The sequence below is a fragment of the Comamonas sp. GW821-FHT11H03 genome (assembly GCF_058807955.1).
On sequence record NZ_JBXARF010000005.1, the window covers coordinates 388,161 to 410,308 of the forward strand.

20 protein-coding genes and 2 pseudogenes are annotated in these 22,148 nt (G+C 56.9%); 9 read left to right on the top strand and 13 right to left on the bottom strand.

Annotation, left to right across the window (positions count from 1 at the left end):
• Positions 1–547: 547 nt before the first annotated feature.
• The 8 genes from AC1RTQ_RS14205 to cysD all read right to left on the bottom strand — a co-directional run bounded on the left by AC1RTQ_RS14205 (position 548) and on the right by cysD (position 9,315).
• Positions 548–1,012 (bottom strand): nuclear transport factor 2 family protein, encoded by a 465-nt coding sequence (locus tag AC1RTQ_RS14205; protein ID WP_492876614.1) that lies wholly within the window; start codon positions 1,010–1,012, stop codon positions 548–550.
• 18 nt (positions 1,013–1,030) lie between these two features.
• Positions 1,031–1,825: an SDR family oxidoreductase gene (locus AC1RTQ_RS14210; RefSeq protein ID WP_492876616.1), complete on the bottom strand. Its 795-nt coding sequence runs from the start codon at positions 1,823–1,825 to the stop codon at positions 1,031–1,033.
• A 42-nt stretch (positions 1,826–1,867) separates the two neighbouring features.
• The gene (locus AC1RTQ_RS14215; RefSeq protein ID WP_492876618.1) at positions 1,868–2,347 is read right to left on the bottom strand and encodes an SRPBCC domain-containing protein; all 480 of its coding nucleotides are present in this window, start codon (positions 2,345–2,347) and stop codon (positions 1,868–1,870) included.
• 13 nt (positions 2,348–2,360) lie between these two features.
• Positions 2,361–2,816 carry a nuclear transport factor 2 family protein gene (locus AC1RTQ_RS14220; protein WP_492876619.1) on the bottom strand — a complete coding sequence of 152 codons (456 nt, stop codon included), beginning with the start codon at positions 2,814–2,816 and terminating at the stop codon, positions 2,361–2,363.
• Positions 2,817–3,075: 259 nt separating this feature from the next.
• A complete protein-coding gene (locus tag AC1RTQ_RS14225; RefSeq protein ID WP_492876621.1) occupies positions 3,076–4,263 on the bottom strand; it encodes a sulfotransferase family protein in 1,188 nt (395 codons plus the stop codon).
• On the bottom strand, positions 4,260–5,369 hold the full coding sequence (locus AC1RTQ_RS14230) for a DUF1214 domain-containing protein (protein WP_492876623.1): 1,110 nt from the start codon (positions 5,367–5,369) through the stop codon (positions 4,260–4,262). Before AC1RTQ_RS14230 ends, AC1RTQ_RS14225 begins: the two co-directional genes overlap by 4 nt.
• Positions 5,370–5,482: 113 nt before the next feature.
• A complete protein-coding gene (gene cysN / locus AC1RTQ_RS14235; protein ID WP_492876625.1) occupies positions 5,483–7,396 on the bottom strand; it encodes a sulfate adenylyltransferase subunit CysN in 1,914 nt (637 codons plus the stop codon).
• Complete coding sequence (gene cysD / locus AC1RTQ_RS14240) at positions 7,396–9,315, bottom strand: sulfate adenylyltransferase subunit CysD (RefSeq protein WP_492876627.1); 1,920 nt, start codon at positions 9,313–9,315, stop codon at positions 7,396–7,398. Before cysD ends, cysN begins: the two co-directional genes overlap by 1 nt.
• A 118-nt stretch (positions 9,316–9,433) precedes the next feature.
• On the opposite strand from cysD, the gene cysQ reads away from it, so the two are divergent.
• The 3 genes from cysQ to AC1RTQ_RS14255 all read left to right on the top strand — a co-directional run bounded on the left by cysQ (position 9,434) and on the right by AC1RTQ_RS14255 (position 12,763).
• Positions 9,434–10,207: a 3'(2'),5'-bisphosphate nucleotidase CysQ gene (gene cysQ, locus AC1RTQ_RS14245; RefSeq protein WP_492876629.1), complete on the top strand. Its 774-nt coding sequence runs from the start codon at positions 9,434–9,436 to the stop codon at positions 10,205–10,207.
• A gap of 80 nt (positions 10,208–10,287) precedes the next feature.
• Entirely contained in the window at positions 10,288–11,259 is a 972-nt protein-coding gene (locus AC1RTQ_RS14250; protein WP_492876631.1) for a Bug family tripartite tricarboxylate transporter substrate binding protein, read from the top strand.
• A gap of 499 nt (positions 11,260–11,758) precedes the next feature.
• Positions 11,759–12,763 (top strand): AraC family transcriptional regulator, encoded by a 1,005-nt coding sequence (locus tag AC1RTQ_RS14255; protein ID WP_492876633.1) that lies wholly within the window; start codon positions 11,759–11,761, stop codon positions 12,761–12,763.
• 99 nt (positions 12,764–12,862) lie between these two features.
• Here the strand turns inward: AC1RTQ_RS14255 and AC1RTQ_RS14260 are convergent.
• From AC1RTQ_RS14260 to AC1RTQ_RS14275, 4 genes and pseudogenes are all read right to left on the bottom strand, one after another.
• A pseudogene (locus tag AC1RTQ_RS14260) lies at positions 12,863–14,548 on the bottom strand (acyl-CoA dehydrogenase family protein); the annotation flags it as partial.
• A 26-nt stretch (positions 14,549–14,574) separates the two neighbouring features.
• On the bottom strand, positions 14,575–15,387 hold the full coding sequence (locus AC1RTQ_RS14265; RefSeq protein ID WP_492876679.1) for an IS3 family transposase: 813 nt from the start codon (positions 15,385–15,387) through the stop codon (positions 14,575–14,577).
• A gap of 5 nt (positions 15,388–15,392) precedes the next feature.
• Entirely contained in the window at positions 15,393–15,707 is a 315-nt protein-coding gene (locus tag AC1RTQ_RS14270) for a DUF1153 domain-containing protein (protein WP_043373207.1), read from the bottom strand.
• Positions 15,708–15,760: 53 nt separating this feature from the next.
• Positions 15,761–15,902 (bottom strand): annotated as a pseudogene (locus AC1RTQ_RS14275) (acyl-CoA dehydrogenase N-terminal domain-containing protein); the annotation flags it as partial.
• A gap of 769 nt (positions 15,903–16,671) precedes the next feature.
• Between AC1RTQ_RS14275 and AC1RTQ_RS14280 the strand changes: the two are divergent.
• The 6 genes from AC1RTQ_RS14280 to AC1RTQ_RS14305 all read left to right on the top strand — a co-directional run bounded on the left by AC1RTQ_RS14280 (position 16,672) and on the right by AC1RTQ_RS14305 (position 21,994).
• The gene (locus tag AC1RTQ_RS14280) at positions 16,672–17,652 is read left to right on the top strand and encodes a quinone oxidoreductase family protein (protein ID WP_492876635.1); all 981 of its coding nucleotides are present in this window, start codon (positions 16,672–16,674) and stop codon (positions 17,650–17,652) included.
• Positions 17,653–17,677: 25 nt separating this feature from the next.
• Positions 17,678–18,526 carry a TauD/TfdA dioxygenase family protein gene (locus AC1RTQ_RS14285; RefSeq protein WP_492876637.1) on the top strand — a complete coding sequence of 283 codons (849 nt, stop codon included), beginning with the start codon at positions 17,678–17,680 and terminating at the stop codon, positions 18,524–18,526.
• A 106-nt stretch (positions 18,527–18,632) separates the two neighbouring features.
• On the top strand, positions 18,633–19,211 hold the full coding sequence (locus AC1RTQ_RS14290) for an RBBP9/YdeN family alpha/beta hydrolase (RefSeq protein WP_492876639.1): 579 nt from the start codon (positions 18,633–18,635) through the stop codon (positions 19,209–19,211).
• A 16-nt stretch (positions 19,212–19,227) separates the two neighbouring features.
• Complete coding sequence (locus tag AC1RTQ_RS14295; protein ID WP_492876641.1) at positions 19,228–19,881, top strand: DsbA family protein; 654 nt, start codon at positions 19,228–19,230, stop codon at positions 19,879–19,881.
• Positions 19,874–20,254, top strand: a complete 381-nt coding sequence (locus AC1RTQ_RS14300; protein WP_492876643.1) for a Rieske (2Fe-2S) protein — start codon at positions 19,874–19,876, stop codon at positions 20,252–20,254. The genes AC1RTQ_RS14295 and AC1RTQ_RS14300 overlap by 8 nt, the downstream gene beginning before the upstream one ends.
• 93 nt (positions 20,255–20,347) lie before the next feature.
• Complete coding sequence (locus AC1RTQ_RS14305) at positions 20,348–21,994, top strand: fatty acid--CoA ligase (RefSeq protein WP_492876645.1); 1,647 nt, start codon at positions 20,348–20,350, stop codon at positions 21,992–21,994.
• Here the strand turns inward: AC1RTQ_RS14305 and AC1RTQ_RS14310 are convergent.
• Positions 21,957–22,148, bottom strand: a 192-nt coding sequence (locus tag AC1RTQ_RS14310; protein ID WP_492876647.1) for a hypothetical protein, incomplete at its 5' end; no start/stop codon positions are given. The two genes, AC1RTQ_RS14305 and AC1RTQ_RS14310, sit on opposite strands and share 38 nt — an antisense overlap.

Sequence of the window (22,148 nt, forward strand, 5' to 3'; positions counted from 1 at the left end):
CAAGTAAATACCTCGGGAGTTGACTAAATTGTCAGCGCGCATCAAGCGCGGCTTGGATCAGCCCTATGCAGACTGAAGTCGCACCTCAATCTCGCACTGATCCGTTGAAGTTGGGAAGTGACATCAGGCCTGAAACCGATAGTCACCGCCTTCTGCTTGCTTGAAAACCGTCACTGGATCACCTGACCGCTATAGAGAGGTAGTCGAGGTATCGTGCGGCCGTAATTAATGATGGCAATCAGTGGAAGAAAGCCAGGCCTGCACAAGAAATTGCTGCAGATCGTGGACTCCGTGGCTTAATGCAACGCAGCCTCGCCCAGGCAGGGAACGATAACGAGGCTCATGCGAGCTCAACCTGGATTCGTGCAGCTCAAAGCATCACCGTACTGAGCACGATGTGCGTCGAACCAGAAAGCGCTCCACAAAAGCGCTTTATAGGAGCAAAAGGAAGCAGGAGCAGAGCTCTGCTCCTGCTTAAACCTACATTGGACTGCCTCTAGGCATGTCTATCTGCTAAGGGAAAGTCCAATCGCAATCCTTGTGTCACCTATGAGCTGCTCGCAATAGGTTGCGATGTGATGCGGCAACCACTGCTCAGAGGCTCGATCATCTCCAGCAGCCGCTTGTAGCCCGTGCGCTGCACCCGCCACTGATCGGCGACCCTGGTATAGCAGTCCTCGTACAGCGCACTACCGGTGAGTATGGTCTGCTCATCCAGATTGATGAACAGATCATTAAGGTACCAGATACCGGTAGCCGCGTCTCCGTCAACCTTGATTTCCGGTGTATGCCCGTTGTGCATACCAAAGCGCCTATGGGTGAAGGCATTGCGGTAGAAGTTCATGGCTTCATCGATGCCATTGATCTCATACTGGTAAGTCGGGCTGTCGAAGCGGATATGGACATCATCGGCCAGAACGGTTTTCAGAAGCTCCAGATTGCAGGTGTCGATGCCGCGAAAGTAGCGCGCCTTGAGCTGTTTGATTTCTTCAATATCCAGAAGAGTTTGCATGCTGTTTTCCTCTGAAATTTAGTGAGGCAGGTAATGGCCGCCACTGACGTCCAGTTGGGCGCCGGTCACCACGCGCGCATAGTCGCTGGCCAGATACAGTGCGGCAGAGGCGCAATCGGCATCGTCGGGAATCTCGTTGCGTAAGGGAATCTGCTGGGCAATCACATTGACCAGCGATTCCATGGGCACGCCCTGGCGCTTGGCTTCGGCCTGGAAATAGCCTTTGACCGGTGCGCCCCACATCCAGCCGTTGTAGGTGCTGTTGACGCGTATGCCGAAGGGGCCAAGGTCTTCCGCCAGATATTGCACAGCGGTCTTGAGCGCGCCTTTGGATACGGCGTAACCGGCTTCGAGCTGATTGGGGCGGCGCGTTGCCATGGTGTTGATCATCACAATGCTGCCGTCTTTTTGCTTTTTCATCTGCGGCACCACGGCCTGGGTCATGTTCATGGAGCCGTAGAGATTGACTTCCATGACTTTGCGCCAGTCATCCATGGAGGAGTTGCTCGAAGAGCCCCAGCTCCCGTGGGCATAGGCCGAGTTGATCAGCGCATCGATTCGACCGAACTTGGCGATGGTTAGCTCTGCAAGCCGCTGGCATTGCTCGGGCCGGGAGATATCGGTGGCGACTTTGAGGACTTCGCAGGAGTAGCCGGCATCACGAATGGCTTGCTCCGTCTCCTCCAGCATGGACTGCGTGCGGGCAGCCAGCACCACGGCTTTGGCCTGATATTCCGCCGCGCGCAGGGCCAGCTTGATGCCCATGCCGGGGCCGATGCCAGAGATGATGATGACTTTGTTCTTCAAGAGCATGATGGTCTCCTTGGATCTGTAGACTTGGAAATTGGCTGTCTTTCAGATTGCAGCCTTGGTGCGGGCGAAATGCAGTTCCTCTGAGCGGTTCTTGACATCGACCGCCACCTGATCAAAGGCAATCTTTACCCAGACACCATGCTCGCGCATGATCGTATCGGCGTTCAGACCCAGGAACTGGTCGGTGGTGAAGTAGGTGCAGCGGTTGGCGTCAATTGCCTCTATGTATTGGTCACGGCGTGCTGCGTCCTTGTTCTCGGGCACTGGGCGCTGCTCCCAGGACAGCAACTGCTCGGGTTCAAACGCGACCAGATACTCGTTGACGGGCCAGACTTCACCCGTCAGCGGGTGGCGGGTCTTCATCTCGACGAGGTCATTGAGCTTGAGCCCACTGCGGATGTCGGGGCAGAAGCGATTCCAGAGGTGATAGTTTTCCAGGTCCGCAAGCACTTCCCAGACCACGCTGGAAGGTGCATTGATTTCCACTTTGATGGAGGTGACGAGATTGGCAGCTTTGGTCATCTTGGATGTCGCTTCAGTTGATGGGCTTGGAGGTGATCTGCAACTGTTCGCTCAGCGGCTCAACGGTTTCGAGCAGGGTCTTGTATCCAGTCTCCGCAATCCACCAGCGGCCATCGCGCTTGAAATAGCGGTCTTCATAGATGGCACCGCCGTGCATATGCGTTTTCTCTTCAAGATTGATAAAGACGTAGTTCAAATACCAAAGCCCGGTGGCGTCGTCTCCCTTGACCTCTATCTCTGGCGTGTGGCCGTTGTGCATGGCCAGGCGGGTCTTGGTAAAGGAGGTTTTGTAGAAGTCCAGCGCCTTGTCTATGCCTTCCAGATGGAATTCGTAAGACGGGCTTTTGAAGGCCAGCTTGATGTCTGGCGTCAGCATGCCCTGCAGCAATTCCAGATTGCAGGTGTCGATGGCGCGAAAGTAGCGCGCCTTGAGCTGTTTGATCAGCTCAATGGCTTCTAAGTCCAACATATGTTTTGTCTCCTTTTGCGATGAGCCAGTCTTGGGTGCCGACTTGATAAAAGTTGCTGAGGATGCAGTCCGGGCTGCTGAAGTGCGTGATGAGATCCTCGGATTCGGACAGGCATTACTGCCGCCGGCGCAACAGTTCTTTATCCCCATGGGCGTCATGGAGGCCTCGGCACTGCCAAGAGGAGCTGGCGCCGGCAGTCAGCCGAATGTCGCTCGGGGCACCGCGGACTGAACATGATTTTTTCCCTGGAGCCACCTCTTAGCTTTGGCTTTGCAGATGCCTTGCTCGATATAGCGCGTAGTCGCGTTGCATCTGTTGCTTGCTCAGACCAAAGGTCTCCAGGCTGTAGTCATGGCCAGCACGTTTTTCACGGCCATTGCTGGAAAGCCATTGCTTCGCGTCGGCGCGGGCTTTTTCTGTGAATTGCATATTGGCGAACTGATAGACAGCCTCCAGCACCTCCATGGGCTTGGCCACGGTGTCCAAGAAGTGGATATCCAGAAAGCGCTGGCTGTCCTGTTGCTCGCGCACTTGCATGGTGTGTTGAATGCCACGCGCCAAGCGGCTGTTCCACTGGCGGCCTGCTGAACTCGGATCTGGCTGGTCGCTGTAGATCTGCCACAGCGTATGCGCCATGCTGGCCATGGACGGGATGGTCTGAGCGGGCTCGCGATGGGTCAGAATGACCTGAGCCTTGGGGAAGACGGACAGCAGGATTTCCAGTGTATGCAGATGCTGGGGTGCTTTGAGCAGCCAGCGCTGGCCCTGCGCCTCGCCGCGCTGGCCCTTTTGCCATTGCAGAAACTGCAGCATCTTCTTGAGCTGCGTATAGACGGGGCGCTGATCCTGCTGATCGAGCCAGGCGGTGTAGCTGGGCACATCGGCATAAGCGTCCATGGCGCAGAGAAAGGAGTGCTCCATGAGCATGAATTCCTCGTCGCACAGCATGGCGCTCATGGGGTGGATGGACAGAATCTGGGGAATCGCCTCAATCGTTTGGGCGACCTCTGCCTTGGCCATGGTGATGCGTTTTTCGCAGTCCTGCGGGCCTTCACCGGTCAGTGGTGCAGGGTAGCGGGTCTCCCACCAGGCAGCAGAGTAAAAGCGAGGGTCTACGGACAGTGTTCGCTGCAGCATGGTGGTGCCGGTGCGCGGCAGGCCCACGATAACCAAGGGGTCTTCGATCTCGATCTTCGAGATTTCTGGGAAGCGCTGGAGATAGTCCTCCATGAGCAGGCGATTGACCAACTGACCCACGAGCCGCTCGCGCATCATGGCAATGCCGGCTGCCGACAGCTTGGCTTCGGTGTTCAAGGCTCGCGTCAGAACTTCCAGCGCTTGCTGGTAGTTGTCGTTGCCAAAATCTTTCAGGCCTGGTGCACGCTCACGTGCAGCTTGCAGCAGTTCTTCGACGTGCAGAGTTTGGGGTGTCACAGGGGCATTCATACAGTCTCCAACAACTGGCTTATCGAGATAACTTTGGTGGTGGGGTGGCACTGATCGGTGGCGCCAACCCAGCGCAGGCACATGGTTCCCTGGCGTAGACCGGCTGTCTGCAGCCAGTTGGCAATGCCGGGGTCTTTTTCGCTCAGCACCAGAGTGACGCCGCCGCTCTCGTCGTACTGCGCCTGATGCTTGTTGAGGCAGATCTGGTGGTAGCGGTAGTCCAAAGACTCCAGCCAGTAGTTATTGATCTGCAGATTCCAGAACGAGCATTCCGGCACCTTGTCGATATGAATGACCAGGGCCTGGTCCTCGCTCAGTTCCCAATGCGAGTGGTAGTAGAAAATATTGGGATCACCGCCCACGGACTGGCAGTAGGCCTGATCGGCTGGCGGCAACTGATTGCTATGGGGTTGATAGCTTTGTGCCCAATCAGCAAAGAGCTTCGCGGTGTTTTCAACAAAGGATGTCACACGCTGCAGCGACTGCGCCAGCACCAAGGGGTCCAGTGGGCCAGGGGGGGCCGTGATGCCAATGCGTTCGATAGCAAGCTTGGCGGGTACTTCGCTCTTGCGATCCATGAAAGTCTGGCGCACCAGCAAGGACACCGAGGCATCTTCCATGGGCAGCCAGTTACCGGGCTGTGGATCAGGGCTGACAATGATTTCGAAATTTCCGTCCTGATCGGTCTTGAGCTGCGTCGCATCGAGAAAGCCTGTGACAACCATGCGGCCATCGGCTTCATAGCCGCCTTTTTGCGTGCAAAAGCTCAGGTACGAAACCGTGCCTCGGTTGCCATGAATACGGTATTTCATGGAGCCGTTGAGGCGCGAGTATTCGTAGATGTTGTCCGGGTTATCTGCGCCAATCTTGGCGGTTTCGTGCGAGGTCTTGAAGAAGCTGGGAAACGCCGGGTCGGCGAACTCCACATGCATCTCCAGCGCGATGCGCAGCAGTCGGGTCAGATAGCGATAGCCTTCTGCCCGCGTTGCGGGGTCGGCAGGGGTTTCGGGACGCAGAATCTGCTGGCCGCAGCGTTTGAGGTGATCGCAGAACTGCGACCAGGTTTCGCCGCTGAGCAGTTGTTCATTAATGGTTTGGGTGTCCATGATCCGGCGTTCTTTGTGTGCCGCGCATTGCCAGGTGGTGGCTGTGTGCGGTAGGTGAAAGAAGAAAGAGGGGCGTTGCAACGGCTGGCAACGCCACAGTTCATCCAGTTGCTTTAGTCTTCTGCGGGGATGATTTCGCGAGCCACCAGTTCGGCGATGATCTTGTCCACCGCCTCTCGCGCAGTCATCGCGGGGGTGGATATATGAATGTCCGGAGACTGCGGTACTTCGAACGGTGAGTCGATCCCCGTGAAGTTCTTCAGCTCGCCACGGCGCACTTTCTTGTAGAGGCCCTTGGGGTCACGCTCTTCGGCAACGGAAAGCGGTGTGTCGATGAATACTTCGAGGAACTCGCCATCTCTCACCAGCTTGCGCGCCATTTCGCGTTCCGCCTGGAATGGCGAGATGAAGGCGGTGATGGCAATCAGCCCGGCGTCCACAAACAGCTTTCCCACTTCAGCGACGCGGCGAATGTTCTCCACGCGGTCTGCATCGGTGAAGCCAAGGTCGCGATTGAGGCCGTGGCGCACGTTGTCGCCGTCGAGCAGATAGGTATGCCGGCCACGTGCATGCAGACGGGTTTCGAGCAGATTGGCAATGGTGGATTTGCCAGCGCCCGACAGACCGGTAAACCATAGCAAGGCCGGTTTTTGATGCAGGCGTTCGGAACGCGCTTCCTGGTTCACATTCATATGCTGCATATGAATGTTCTGCGAGCGACGCAGCGAGTAGTCGATCAGACCCGCGCCCACCGTGGCGTTGCCCAGGCGATCGATCAGGATGAAGCTGCCTGTTTCGCGATTGTCCTTATAGGCATCGAAAGCGATAGGCTGGCTGCTGGACAGATTGCAGACGCCGATTTCATTGAGCGCCAGCTCCTTGGCGGCCAGATGCTCCAGCGTGTTGACATTGATCTTGTATTTGGGGGCGGCGAAGGTGACGGGAATCGTCTTGCCGCCGATCTTCATCAGATAGGGACGACCGCCGAGCATGGGCTGCTCATGCATCCAGACGAGCGTGACCTGGAACTGGTCGGCCACATCGGAAGGTGCATCCGCAACCGCAATCACATCGCCCCGGCTGCAGTCCACCTCGTCGGCCAGAGTCAGGGTAACGGACTGGCCAGCAACCGCCTGCTGCAGGTCTCCATCCTGGGTAACGATGCGCGCAACCTTGGTCACGCGCCCGCTGGGCAGGATGCGGACGCTGTCTCCGGGGTGAATCTGGCCGCTGGCAATGCAGCCCGCAAAGCCGCGGAAGTCGAGGTTGGGGCGATTGACCCATTGCACAGGCATGCGAAACGGCAGCTTTTGCTGGCGCGCTTCGTCGATTTCCACCGTCTCCAGATAGCCCATGAGCGTGGTGCCGCGGTACCAGGGCATGTGCTCGCTCTGCTCGGTGATGTTGTCACCACGCAGGGCAGACATGGGGATGGCCGTGATGTCTTCCAGATTGATCTTTTTGGCGAACTCGCGGTAGTCGGCCACGATGTCGTTGAAGATTTTTTCGGAGTAAGCCATCAAGTCCATCTTGTTGACGGCCAGCACGATTTTGCGGATGCCGATCAGCGATGCCAGATAGCTATGGCGCTTGGATTGAGTCAGCACACCGCGGCGCGCATCGATCATCACCACGGCCACATCGGCGGTGGAGGCACCAGTGACCATATTGCGGGTGTACTGCTCGTGGCCGGGCGTGTCGGCCACGATGAACTTGCGCTGGTCGGTAGAGAAGAAGCGGTAGGCCACATCGATGGTGATGCCTTGCTCGCGCTCTGCGGCCAGACCATCGACGAGCAGCGCGAAGTCCAGCTCGCCGCCCTGCGTGCCGACTTTCTTGGAGTCGGCGACCAGTGCTTCCATCTGGTCCTCAAACAGCATCTTGGATTCGTACAGCAAGCGTCCGATCAGTGTGCTCTTGCCGTCATCCACGCTGCCGCAGGTGATGAAGCGCAGCAGGCTTTTTTGCTCGTGTGCCTTCAGGTATTTCTCGATATCTTCAGAGATGAGTGCAGATACATGTGACATTAGAAATACCCCTCTTGCTTCTTCTTTTCCATGGATGCGGCCGAGTCGTGGTCGATCATCCGGCCCTGTCGTTCCGAAGTACGTGTCAGCAGCATTTCCTGAATGATCTTGGGCAAGCTATTGGCGTCGGATTCGACGGCACCCGTCAGGGGGTAGCAGCCCAGGGTGCGAAAGCGAACATTGCGCATCATGGGAACTTCGCCACTCTTGAGCGGCATGCGCTCGTCATCGACCATCAGCAGCGTGCCGTCTCGCTCCACCACTGGGCGAGGTGCTGAGAAATAGAGTGGAACTATGGGGATGTTTTCGAGATAGATGTATTGCCAGATATCCAGCTCGGTCCAGTTGGACAGCGGGAACACTCGGATTGATTCGCCTTTGTTCTTGCGTGTGTTGTACAGATGCCAGAGTTCCGGGCGCTGATTTTTGGGATCCCAGCGATGCTGGTCCGAGCGGAAGGAAAAGATGCGTTCCTTGGCGCGAGACTTCTCTTCATCGCGGCGCGCGCCACCAAAGGCGGCGTCGAAGCCATACTTGTCGAGAGCTTGCTTCAGCCCTTCGGTTTTCATGACGTCGGTATGAATTTGCGAGCCATGCTTGAACGGACTGATGCCCATTTCAAGGCCTTCGGGGTTGATGTGAACCAGCAGGTCCATGCCCAGTTTGGCTGCCATCTGATCACGAAAGCGATACATGTCCTGAAACTTCCAGGTCGTGTCCACATGCAGCAAAGGGAAGGGTGGTTTGGCGGGGTAGAACGCCTTCATCGCCAGGTGCAGCATGACCGCACTGTCCTTGCCGATGGAGTAGAGCATGACGGGGTTTTCTGCCTCGGCAACAACCTCGCGCATGGCCTGAATGCTTTCGGCTTCCAGCCTTTGCAAATGAGTCAGCACCACAGATTTCTCCTTGGTTTTTTGTTTTGGGTGCTGCCAACTGTAGGAGTCCGTTAAATCAAATCTTTGCGCGAATTGATGTTTTAGAAGTTGCTGTGTCATGCTCGCCATAGCGTCCAGCCTCGGTGACGTTGGGCTTCTGGCATAGGTGCTCTTCGGTACTAGCGATATGTCTTGCGCAGTCTTCAAGATGCTGCAGGCCAATTCGTTCGACTGGCTGAGCATCTCTGTGGCAGCAGGCAGATGAAACAGGCGAAGCCGGTCGTGGCTGTCGCTGGCAAGCGATGAAAAAGTGGCCGCGCGCTGCCACTGCATGGCGGCAAGCAGGGCAAAGATCTTGCCCTCGCTGGAGCACCTGAGGCGATCAAAAAAATCTTCCAGATGCGCGGCGCACAGGCTGCCTTCATACGGTTGCCAATACACCTTGCCGCGGTTGTTGACGGCACGCAAGATGCCATGCCTCAGGCGTCCGGGGCAGTTGTTATGGGCACCAAAATCATCGATCCAGACAATGCTGGCGCTCTCTTTTCGGGCCTGCTCGCAAATATCCAGATAGGTTGTGGCATACCAGCGCTGCACATTGCTGGATGCCTGCTTCATGCGCTTGGCAGGGCGGTCGGCATTCAGGTTCCAGCGCTGCAGGTACTGGGCGTTGGTACGCTCGGGCAAGTCAAGCTGCTGGCGCTGCAAGATCAGCTGCTGCATGGCTTCTAGCTGCCACAGCAAAAAAGGCAGGCCATGGTCGGCGGGCTGGGTGCTGACCAGTTGCACATAGATGTCCTGCTCCTGCATGGCCGACAAGGAGCGGCCTTCGCCAGGTTTGCGGCCTCGCTCGCGCACGGGGACGGCGTTCCATCCCCCTTCCTGCCAGGCTTTGTGAGCGGCAATGATGGTTGGTGTGGACAGGCCCGTCGCCTTACCGACTTCTTTGAGCGTTTGGCCTGCAAGCCGCAGCTTCACGGCTTGAATTCGCAGTGGATTGATTTCCTGGACACTGAGCTTCTTACCAACAGCCATGTGCATTCCTGTTAAACATTCACTCGCTTATTTGCGAAGATCCGGACGACATTTACTGTCGGCCTGTCCTCTGATCGGCGCATAGGCCAAACGGACCACATGAATAACAACACAGGAGATTTTTGTGACTCAGACCCGAAGCGCACTGCTTGAAGACGTAATGGCCATCACCCGCGAAGCGGGTGCTTTAATCATGAAGATCTATCGCTGCGACTTTGAGGTGCGCGGCAAGCAGGATGCATCGCCCGTGACTGAAGCCGACGAAAAGGCGGAGCGCCTGATTCTTGAGCGCCTGGGTGCCTTGCCGTCGCAGTTTCCCGTCGTTTCCGAGGAAGCCGCTGCAGCGGGATATGTACCTGAGATGGGGCAATGCTTCTGGCTGGTTGACCCTCTGGACGGAACCAAGGAATTCATCAACCGCAATGGCGAGTTCACAGTCAATATCGCGCTGATCGAAGATGGAGTCCCTGTGCTGGGCGTCGTTTTCGCTCCGGCGCTGGATCGCATGTACGCGGGCGCCATAGGACTCGGCGCATGGCTGGAGGTGCAGGGAAAGCGCCAAGCCATTGAATGCAGAAGCATCCCGAAGGATGGCCTTGATGTGGTGGCCAGTCGTTCGCACGGCGATGCTGATGCGCTTGATCAGTTTCTCAATGGGCGCTTGGTGCGGTCACTCAAAAGTGCAGGCTCATCGCTCAAGATTTGTCTGATTGCAGAGGGAGAGGCTGACCTCTATCCGCGCTTGGGGCGAACCATGGAGTGGGATATCGCTGCGGGTCATGCGGTGCTGGCCGCTGCAGGCGGTCAGATTCATGCGCTCAACGGAGATGTTCTGAGCTACGGCAAGCGAGATTTGAGTAATCCTCATTTCTATGCATGCTCGAGAGATTACCGCTGATTTAAAGCTTTCACACAGCATCACCTCTCGCAATGAATTCCCTGAGTGCGGGCACTCACCACCTCTGTGTTTGACGATAGATGAACTTTGCCGTGACACTAATTCGAGCTTGCCTGCTTTGCGGGCTGCTGATGAGTGCAGCCTGCGCTGACAAGGCTGCGTCTCGCCAACCCGTCAAACTCGTTGTCGGATTCGAAGCCGGTGGTGCCATGGATACCTTGGCGCGCGCGTTTGCAACCCAGCTCTCAGCGCGATTGCGGCGTTCAGTCTATGTGGAAAACAGAGTGGGGGCAGGTGGAGCCATTGCTGCGAACTATGTTGCGAAATCCAGGCCGGATGGGAATACGTTGCTCTTGGCGTCGCCTGCCGAAATCTTCATCAATCCGATCTACACCAGAAGTCGGGACTCGGGCGAGGTCGCTGACATGGTGCCGGTCGCCAAAATTTCCTCTGCTCCTATTGTTCTTGCCACGCGTGGCGACTCCGAAATACATCAACTGGGCGATATCGCAACTGCGGCACAAAATAATGCTCATGGCTTGAGTTTCGCGTCCTCAGGAATTGGCAGCTTGCAGCATTTGGTGGGCGAGAGCTTGGGCAAAGCCCTGGGCGTGGAGCTATTGCATGTTCCCTACGGGGGAGCCGCATCTGCAACTGCAAGCCTGATGGGAAAGCAAGTGGATTTACTCTTTGCGGGGCTTGCTCCCATAGCCTCCCATCTTCAAAGCCAAAAGATGCACGCATTGGGGATTGCATCGGCTCAGAGGTCGAAACGTTTTTCCGATATCCCCACGTTTCAGGAGATGGGACTCCAAGGCGTCAGCTTCGAATACTGGCAAGGAGTCTTCCTTCCCAAGGGAGCAACATCCGAACTGGCTCTGTATCTATCCACCGAGATCAACAAGGTGATCAAAGACACAGACTTTGTGGATCAACTGGAAAATTCAGGTTTTGAAGTTGCGTTCAAGGACCACAAGCAATTCGAGCCATTTTTGCAAGCGGAAGATCAGCGCTACCGAAGTTTTTTTAGGAAAAGCGGCTTTTTATATTGATCTCATGAATCTGTTTGGAGCTCAGGTTCAGCTAGATCATTTGATGTGGAAATCGTCGCGCGGGCGCTGGTCCTCAATGGCCATCATCCCGCTACGAGATGACTGCCCTGCTTGTACTGACCACCGGTTGAATTCGCCACCCATTGCTGTCACCTGTCCCACTTCAACAGATGACGGCTCTGCAGCGATTGCCGCAGCTCATAGCCGCAATGCTTCCTAACGGTCACCGTCCTATACCGGCCATCCGAGTATCGACGCGTGTGACAGTCCAATGACCGGTTTCAGATGTGCAGCGGACAGCGACCATCAAGTGCAGACAGATACCGCTTATGACACAGCGATTTCTGCAACAACGCTCTAAACAGGGAGAAATGCCGATCGGATCAAATATTTTGCACTTTAAGCGTCATTTATTTATCTTTTTATGCCATTTGGCGTAAACCCTGAGGGAGATCAAGACGCTCTGACCAAGACTCTCAAGATCGTCTGGAATGCTGCCATGGATACCCTTGTTAGAACTGTCACCCTGAATGGGTTTCTAAGCGTTTGCAATCTGTACGGATTGCGGCCGCATGACTTGTTACGGGAGCTGGGGCTGGATCTGGGCTCTTTGATCGATGCGGAGCGTCATGTTTCTGCCGAGGCACTGTGCCGGCTTTTGGAGATGGCCGCCGAGAAGTCATCCTGTGGTGCATTTGGGGTGCTGATGGCACAGCATCGACAGGCGCTGGACTTTGGTGTCATGGGCAACCTGATGCGTCACAAGCAATGTCTTCACGACATGTGGCAGACAGCGATTCACTATAGGCAATTGCTTAACGATGCACTGGCCATCTCGCTTGAAACAGCAGGAAATCTGTCCATTCTTCGGTTTGAGGTGCTGGTGGCTTCTCATGTTCCGCAAATTCAAGCCTGCGAGCTGGTTGCCGCAGTGGCACTTCGCACCTGTCAGGCCGTGCTGGGGGCGGGCTGGAGTCCTCAGAGCGTGAATTTTATGCATGCCGCCCCCGAAGAGCAGTATCTGCACAAGAAATTCTTTGGTTGCCCCATCAACTTCAATAGCGAATTTCATGGCCTAGTACTGCGCACCAGTGACTTGAGTGTCCCTAATCCTGCTGCAGATCCGGAGCTGGTCAGGTATGCGGAAAGCGTTGCCATGCCTCTGAGGGCATCAGGTGAGAACGCCATGCTGCAGGAGGTGAGAAAGAATATCTATCTGCTGATGCCACTGGAGCAAGCCAAGATTGAGCGTGTCGCAGAGCAAATGAATCTGAGCACCAGGACGCTGCAACGGCAGTTGGACCAAAGTGGCACCAGTTTTACGGAGTTGCTGGAAGGTGTGCGCAAAAATCTAGTGCTGCGCTACTTGAACAACAGACGCTACTCCATCGGACAAGTGGCCTCACTAACAGGCTATTCGCGTCAGACTTCATTCACACGCTGGTTTCAGCTGAACTTTGGCATGTCGCCACGACAGTGGCGGCAAAACCGCCATGCTTCATGATATTTGAATAAAAAGAGCTTCCAATCCTTATATCAATTACGCTGGAAGCTCTTGTTTTTGAAGCAATCGAAGTACCTCAAGCGTTCTGACTGAATTGGATCAGAACAGTTCCATGGGCAATGCCATCACGCTGGCTGCACCGTTGATCACGGCATCGGCCTGGCCGGGCACGCGGGTCAGGATATGTTCGGCATAGAACTGTGCCGTGGCCAGCTTGGCCTGCATGAAGGCCGTGTCCTGGCCCTTGGTCAGCAGCTCCTGCGCGGCCAGCACCGAGCGGCCCAGCTGCCAGCCGGCGACCAGATTGCCGGTGAGCATCAGATAGGGGACGCTTCCGGCATAGGCAGCATTGGGGTCGGCCTTGGCCTTGGCCACGATGAAGTCCACCACCTGCACAAAGGCCTCGCGGGCCTGGGCCAGATTCCTGGCAACGGCCTTGGCCGCATCGGTGCCGCTGGCAATGAGGGCCGCTTCGGTCTTTTCGATCTGGGCGGCAATGGCCTTGGCGGTCAGGCCGCCATCGCGTGCGGTCTTGCGGCCGACCAGGTCATTGGCCTGGATGGCGGTCGTGCCCTCATAGATGGTCAGGATCTTGGCGTCGCGGTAGTACTGGGCCGCGCCGGTTTCCTCGATGAAGCCCATGCCGCCATGCACCTGCACGCCCAGGCTGGTCACTTCCAGGCTCATCTCGGTGCTGTAGCCCTTGACCAGGGGCACCATGAATTCATAGAAGGTCTGGTTGGCCTGGCGCACTTCGGCGTCCGGGTGGTGGTGGGCGGCATCGTAGGCGGCAGCAGCGGCGGTAGCCATGGCGCGGCAGCCCTCGTTGCTGGCACGCATGGTCATCAGCATGCGGCGCACATCGGGGTGGTGAATGATGGTGGCGCTGGCCTTGACCGAGCCGTCTACGGGGCGGCTTTGCACGCGCTCCTTGGCATAGGCCACGGCGTGCTGGTAGGCCCGCTCGGCCACGGCCAGGCCCTGCAGGCCCACGGCATAGCGCGCGGCGTTCATCATGATGAACATGTATTCGAGACCGCGGTTCTCTTCGCCGACCAGATAGCCCACAGCGCCAGGGCCGGCGCTGTCTGCAATGCTCGCCGCCGTGCCGTCGCCAAATTGCAGCACGGCTGTGGGCGAGGCCTTGATGCCCATCTTGTGCTCGATACTGACGCAGTGCACATCGTTGCGTTTGCCCAAGGAGCCGTCCTGGTTCACGAGGAACTTGGGCACGACAAACAGGCTGATCCCCTTGACGCCTTCGGGAGCGCCGGCCACGCGGGCCAGCACCAGGTGGACGATGTTGTCCGCCATATCGTGCTCGCCATAGGTGATGAAGATCTTGGTGCCGAAGACCTTGTAGCTGCCGTCGCCCTGAGGCTCGGCCCTGGTGCGCACCAGGGCCAGGTCGGAGCCGGCCTGGGGCTCGGTCAGGTTCATGGTGCCGGTCCACTCGCCGGTGACCAGCTTTTCCAGATAGGTGGACTTGAGCTCGTCGCTGCCCGCAGTCAGCAGTGCCTCGATGGCGCCGTCGGTCAGCAGCGGGCACAGCGCAAAGCTCAGGTTGGCGCTGTTGAGCATTTCAATGCAGGCTGCTCCGATGGTCTTGGGCAGGCCCTGGCCGCCAAAGTCGGCAGGATGCTGCAGACCTTGCCAGCCGCCTTCGGCGTACTGCTTGAAGGCATCGGCGAAGCCGGGCGTGGTGGTGACTTTGCCGTCCTTGAACGACGATGGATTCAGATCACCGGCCACATTCAAGGGGGCAACAACCGTTTCGCAGAGCTGTATTGACCCAGCAGAACCTGCACAGGTCAGGCCGCTAATGCAAATGCCTCAGCGGGTGTTCTCATGTTCAGCGCCTGGTGCGGGCGCCGGTGGTTGTAGAAGTGGATCCAATCTCCAATCAGCCGGCTGGCATGCTGCAGCGATTCGAACCGGTGCCGATGCACGCATTGCTCCTTGAGCGTACGAATCACCCGCTCGACCAAGCCATTCTGCTCGGGACTGTGCGGCGTGATGAATTCCTGACGCAGGCCATAGCTTCTGACCAGGGCCGTGAAGCTGCGGCTGGTGAAGACCAGCCCATTGTCCGAGCGCAGTAGGAACGGAGCTGGCACGCGCCCGAGCGTCCCGAACCGTGCGATCAGCGCCTGCTCCAGTGCTGACTCCGCTGTCTTGGATCTCCCGCTGCGCGACAGGTGCCAGCCCAGCAGTTCCCGGCTATGGCAATCGATCACCAGGGCCATCGTGGTCCAGCCATCACGCCCGGCCCAGACCCGGCACATATCCGTGGCCCAGCGCTCGTTGGGCGCCTTGGCCACCGAGGGCAGCGACTGGATCCAGGGCCTGAAGCCCACTGGGCGCTTGCGCACCTGCCAGCCCTTGAGCTGGAAGATGCGCTGCACCGTGTTCTTGTTGAACCCCAGCAGGTGCGCCACGGTTCGGTACCCGAAGGACGGGTTCTCCTCGATCATGGCCTTGATCGGGGCCACGAAGTGCTCCTGCAGCGTGGGTGCAGCCTTCACCGGCCGGTAGTACACGCTGCGCCGCGGCACCTCGAACCACCGGCACAGCTTGCTGATCGAGACGGTGATGCCGTCGGCCTGCAGTCCCTGGCGGATCATCTCGATCACTTCTCGTCCTCGCCCAGCAGGGACTGCAATTTTTTTCTTGCGCGCAACTCCAGCATCGCCTCGCCGTAGGCCTCCTGCAACTCCTTCAGTTGGCGCTCGTACTGCTCGCGCACATCCTGCGGGTTGGCCTTCAGCGCATTCTCCATGCCCTTGCGGCCATCTTCCACCCAGCCCTCGATCTCCGACGGCGGCAGGTCATAGGTTCGACTGGCCTCCGACACGCTGGTCTTGCCCTGGATGATCTCCAGGATCAGTGCCGTCTTGCGCTTTGCGGTCCAGCGTTTGATCTCTTCTTCCATCAATGTGCTCATGGTGTCTTCCTCTCGACGGTAACACCTGAGCAGGTTTTCAGTGGGTCAATACAGAGCTTCGCGCATTCTTCCAGCACCGCCTGAGCTGTTTCCAGTCCTGCATCTTCAAAGCCGGGGAGCTGAGCGACTTGCTCGATCTGGGCCAGGTGCTCCATGTTGAACAGCATGTCTTTGATGGGGGGCGGTGTAGGTCATATTGGTGAAGGTGCGTTGGAGTGAAAGGGTTGAATTTATTGGGCTAAGCCAGCTCTTTGCGCTTATTAAACCCTTGGGTTCGCAGTAGCAATTTTTTCAGAATATTTCAAGAATGATAAAAGCAAACTAAGAAAAATTATTCTGATTGATTCTAATCGCGATTAGGTATTTCTATTAAGCCCGATTTAATTCTAAACGCTGAAAAAGCACGGATGTTCTGCTTTGTGTTGAGACAAGGTGATGGATGCTTGAAAAATTGTGTGATTGGTCAGGATGCTTGGGGGCCTTGTGATAGAGAATTTTAAAGAGATTAAATGTCTTTTAACTAATGATTTTTATAGATATGTTGCTCATTAATTTATAGCATTTGACATCTGCTTTGAAGACTTGTTAACGCTCCTAGGTGTTTTCCATGAATGTCGTTGAAAGAGATAAAAATGGCGTGCATAGAGAAATTGATGGTGATGATTACTAATAAAGTTGAGCCCAGATGATTATTAAAAATATGACGTAATGATTTGTTTTTGGAACATTCTATTCTTATTTATTCATTCTTTGATGGATGAATATAAAAGAAGCCAAGTAAATTAAAAACAATGTCAAAGAATAAATTTATTCATCGTTTGAAGCGTTGAAATAAATAGAACTTTTTTGAGTTGAGATAAATAAAGAGCGGTTGGTTTATCTCTGTCAAAACAGCGTTAGGTTGAGTTATTGAGTGGCCGCTAAGACGCGCCACCTCTTTTGTAAGCAGTCACAGGGAGTTTGCATGTCTAAGACCGTACGTTTTTATGAAGTTGGTGGCCCCGAAGTCCTGCGATGCGAAAATGTGGAAGTGGGCGAGCCGGGCCCCGGTCAAGTGCGTTTAAAGCATGGCGCGGTCGCTTTAAACTTTGCCGATACCTATTTCCGCTCTGGCCTGTACCCCGCGCCGCTGCCCGCTGGTATTGGCAGCGAAGCGTGCGGCACGGTCACCGCTGTTGGCGCTGGCGTGACTAACGTCAAGCTGGGCGACCGCGTGACCTACACCGGTGCACACAACACACTGGGTGCCTACAGCACCGAGCGTCTGATTGATGCTGCGCCCTTGATGCTTTTGCCGGATGCGATTGATTTTGAAACCGCCGCCGCCATCACCATGCGAGGCCTGACAGCGGCTTATTTGATGCGCCGTATCTGGCGCTTCAAGAAGGGTGATGCGATCTTGCTGCACGCCGCTGCGGGTGGTGTGGGCTTGCTGGTGTCGCAGTGGGCCAAGTTGGAAGGCTTGACCGTGATTGGCACCGTGTCCTCAGAGGCCAAGGCCGAAGTGGCCAAGGCCCACGGCTGCGACTACACCATTAACTACAGCCATGAAGATGTGGCCAAGCGGGTGCGTGAAATCACCGGCGGCGTGGGCGTTGAGGCGGCGTTTGACAGCGTTGGCAAGGATACGTTTGAAGGCTCGATCAACAGCATCAAGCGCCGCGGCTTGATGGTGTGCTTGGGCACGGCCTCGGGCGGCGTGCCGCCATTCAACCCGCAAATGCTGGCCATGAAGGGCTCGCTGTTCTTGACCCGCCCCGCATCGGCCGACTATTTAGCAGATCCGGCCGAAAAAGCCGAGCTGGCCCGTGAATTGTTCGAGCAAGTAGCCGCTGGCCGCATCAAGGTAGACATCAGCAAGCGCTATGAACTGGAAGAGGCTGCGCAGGCCCACCGTGACCTAGAAGCCAGAAAAATTATTGGCTCGGCCATTTTTACCGTCTAAAAAACCCATAAAGAGGAGACAAATCATGCAAGTAGAACAACTCACCTGTGCGATTGGCGCTGAACTGACCGGAGTGCGTCTGTCAGACGCGCTGCATGACGAAGGCCTGTTGGCGGAAATCCGTCAGGCCCTGTTCAAGCACCGCGTGCTTTTCCTGCGTGATCAGGAGATCACGCGCCCAGAGCATGTAGCGTTTGCCCGCAAGTTTGGCGACTTGGAAGACCACCCCGTGGTGGGCAGCGACCCAGAAAATCCGGGTCTGGTGCAGGTCTACCGCAGTGAGGCGTCTCCGCCTGAGCGTTACGAGAACGCTTGGCACTCAGACACCACATGGCGTGAAGCTCCCCAGTTTGGCGCGGTACTGCGCTGCCTGGAATGCCCGCCAGTGGGTGGCGACACGATGTGGGCCAATATGGTGCTGGCCTATGAGCGCTTGCCAGAGTCGGTGAAAGCCCAAATTGCGGACCTTCGTGCGCGCCACAGCATTGAAGCCAGCTTTGGCGCGGCCATGCCGATTGAAAAGCGTTTGGCGCTCAAGGCGCAGTACCCCGATCCTGAGCATCCCGTGGTGCGCACTCACCCCGTAACGGGCGAGAAGATTTTGTATGTGAACGGCTTCACCACGCACTTCACCAACTATCACACTGCCTCGCGAGTGCGTGTGGGTCAAGATCACACGCATGGCAGCAATGATTTGATGAAGTATCTGATCAGCCAAGCGCAGATTCCTGAGTACCAAGTGCGCTGGCGCTGGAAGCCCAACAGCATCGCTATTTGGGACAACAGCGCGACCCAGCACTACGCCGTAATGGACTACCCGGCCTGCGTTCGCCAGATGGAGCGTGCGGGCATCATCGGCACCCAACCTTTCTAAGCGTTTTCAAATACGGTTCAAAGGCCAAGCTTTGAGCCGTATTTGGTCTTTGTGTTTCGGCGTGGCTTGGGTCATACCCATTTTTTGACAGATTCAGGTTTTTGCGATGACCGAAAGTTCCCACTCCACCTTTCCCGCTAGCATTACGTTTTTGATAGTGCCCGGTCTGCGCGACCACATGGGAGACCATTGGCAAACGCATCTTCAAAAGCGCTTTCCCACTTCGGTCTGCGTGCCACCGCTGGAGCACGACAAACTCAGCCGCAAGGCGCGGGTAGAGGTTTTAGAGCGCACGCTGGCTGGCATCGAAGGCAAGGTCATCTTGGTGGCGCACAGCGCAGGCTGTATCACCACCGCGCATTGGGCGCAAGACGCACAGCGCAAAATTCACGGCGCTTTGCTGGCCACACCCGCTGATGTGGATATGCCCATGCCTGCGGGCTACCCCACGCCAGAGCAGTTGCAAACCAATGGCTGGAGCCCGGTGCCAGCCACCGCGCTGCCATTTCCCACCCTCTTGGCTGCCAGCCGCAACGACCCTTTGCTGCGCTACAAGCGCGCTGAGCAATTGGCCAATGCCTGGGGTGCGCGTTTGGTGGACTTGGGTAATGTGGGTCACCTCAACCCCGTGGCGGGCTTTGGCCCATGGCCGGGCGTCGATGCTTTGCTGCAGCAACTGGTTTGAATAAAGAGAGCTTGTTATGTCCCCATCCACCACCCCACAAGCGATGACTTTTGAGCGCACTTTGCCTCTGGAGTTTCATCTGGATTTGATCTGCCCTTGGTGCTGGATTGGGCTGCGTCATTTGCGCGCCGCTTTAAAAGCGCAGCAAGCACAGCAACCCAACGTGGCTTGGCAAATTCAGTGGCACGCCCAAACTTTGCAGCCGCAAATCCCAGAGCAGGGGATTGATTACAAAGCGTTTTATATCGACCGCCTGGGCAGTGCAGGTGCGGTGGCCGCGCGTAGAGCGCAGGTGCAAGCCGCTGCTGCGCCTGCGGGCCTGACGCTGAACTTTGATGCGATTGCCGTCTTCCCCAATACAAGCAAAGTGTGCGCTTTGGTGAACGCTGCGCAAACGCAGTTGACGGGCGAGGCGATGCTGGATTTTGCTGAAGCCGTTTTTGCCGCCAACTTTCAACAAGGGCGTGATTTGGGCGACGAGCAGGTGTTGCAGCAACTCGCGCGCGACGCCGGTTTGGGAGCAGATGTGTTCGCGCAAGCCCCCCAAGCGCCCAGCATGAACGCCGCCTCTGGCGTGCCACATTTCGTCTTCAACCATGCGCGCAGCGAAACCGGGGCCGTACCTGCCGCGCGCTTGTTGCAGTGCATGTTGGAGGCGGAACATGTCTGAAGCCGTGTCTGACGTGATGAGCACAACGCAGCCCCTGTCGGCCGGCGCAGTGGTCGATTTTCCCGCTGGTGGGCGCAAGCTGGTGTTTACGCCGGGCGGCGAAACCATCTTGGTGCTTCATGTCGATGGCGTGTACTACGCCCTAGAAAACAGCTGCCCGCATGCGGGCGCTTCGATGGCCAGCGGCAACTGCACCGGCCATGTCATCAGCTGCCCCGCGCATGGGCTGCGGTTTGATATTCGCAACGGTCAATGCACAGCCTCACCAACGATGAAGATTCCTCTTTTTGAGGTGACTTGCACCGATGGGACGCTGTGGATCACCACGTCGCAAAAGTGCTGCTTTAAGGCGGACACTGCTCTTTTCCGCTGATGACGGTGCCGTGTGCACAGGCGCTTAAAACACCAAGGCCTGGACTCAAACGGCCATAACTATCCCTTCCATAATAATTCAGTGAGACGCACTATGACCCAAGTCAACCTGCTCACGCCGACACCCTCGGCCTACGCTTTCCCTTTGCTCATCAAGCAACTGCTGCTCAACTCGATGAGCTTGCACGGCGACCAAGAAATCACCTATCGCGGCCAGATGCGCTATAGCTACCGGGATTTCAACCGCCGCATTGGTCAACTGGCTAACGCGCTGACGGCTCTGAATGTGCAGCAAGGCACCACGGTGGCGGTGATGGATTGGGATAGTCACCGTTATTTGGAGAGCTACTTTGGTATCCCCATGATGGGCGCCACGCTATTCACCGTGAACGTGCGCCTGTCGGCTGCGCAAATTCTCTACACCTTGAAAGATGCAGACACTGATGTGTTGCTGGTGCACACCGACTTCTTGCAGGTGATTGAGCAAATCCGCGCCGAGCTGCCCCGCATTCGCCACATCGTGGTGCTCTCGGATGATGGCGTGGTGCCAGACACCGGCTTTACCGTTGCCGGCGAGTACGAAACGCTGGTGGAGCAAGCGGCGGTGGGTTATGACTTCCCTGAGCTGCATGAAGACACCAAGGCCGTCACCTTCTATACCACCGGCACCACGGGTGACCCCAAGGGCGTGTGCTACAGCCACCGCCACATCGTCATGCACGCCATGGCCACGGCATTGAGCCTGTGCTCACCTATGGGTGAGCAGCGCCTGCATCGCGGCGATGTGTACATGCCCATCACTCCTATGTTCCATGTGTTGGGTTGGGGCATTCCGTACATCGCCATCACGCTGGGCCTGCGCACTGTACTGCCAGGCCGCTATTTGCCTGATGCCTTGCTCAAGCTGCGCGAGACAGAAGAAGTCACCTTCTCGCACTGCGTTCCGACCATCTTGCAAATGCTGGTCAGCGGCGCAGACAAGACCGGCCAAGATTTGAGTGGCTGGAAGGTCATCATTGGCGGCTCTGCTTTGCCAGCGGGCCTGTGTGAGGCGGCTATCGCCAAGGGCATGGATGTGTTTGCCGGTTACGGCATGTCCGAGACCGGTCCTGTGGTGTCGCTGGCGCTGAACCCCGCGCAAACCGAGCCACTGAGCGCGGCAGACGATTTGCGCCTGCGCACCTCCACCGGCATGCCTTCGCTGATGGTGGACTTCCGCGTGGTTGACGAGAACATGCAAGACGTGCCCCGTGATGGCGTGAGCCGTGGCGAGATCGTGCTGCGCTCGGCCTCTCTGACGCCCATCTACTTCAAGAAGCCGGAGGCTTCGGAGGAGCTGTGGCGCGGTGGCTATCTGCACACTCAGGACATCGCGGTCATGCACCCCGATGGCATGGTGCAGATCGTCGATCGCTTGAAGGATGTGATCAAGACAGGCGGCGAATGGGTGTCTTCCATCGAGGTCGAAGGCCTGATCACGCAGATTCCCGGCGTTGCGGAAGCCGCAGTGATTGGCGTGCCCGATGAGAAATGGGGCGAGCGTCCCATGGCCTTTGTGGTAGCCAACGCAGATGTGAAGCCCCAGATGGTGCGCGATCAGCTGCTGACCCATGTGCAGGCCAAGCGCATCAGCGCCTATGCAGTGCCGGAGCTGGAGCGCATCTGTCTGGTCGGTGAAATTCCAAAGACCAGCGTGGGCAAGATCAATAAGAAGCAACTGCGCGAAGTGCAGGGCGCTTAACTGAGGAGAAAAGAGCGTGAGATCGAGTTAAATCAATGATCTCATGCTCCTGATTTAATAACAAGGAATAGTAATCGCCATGAGCACCAGAGACATCTTCGTTGTCAGCGCCGCGCGCACGGCCATCGGCACTTTTGGCGGCAGCCTCAAGGAC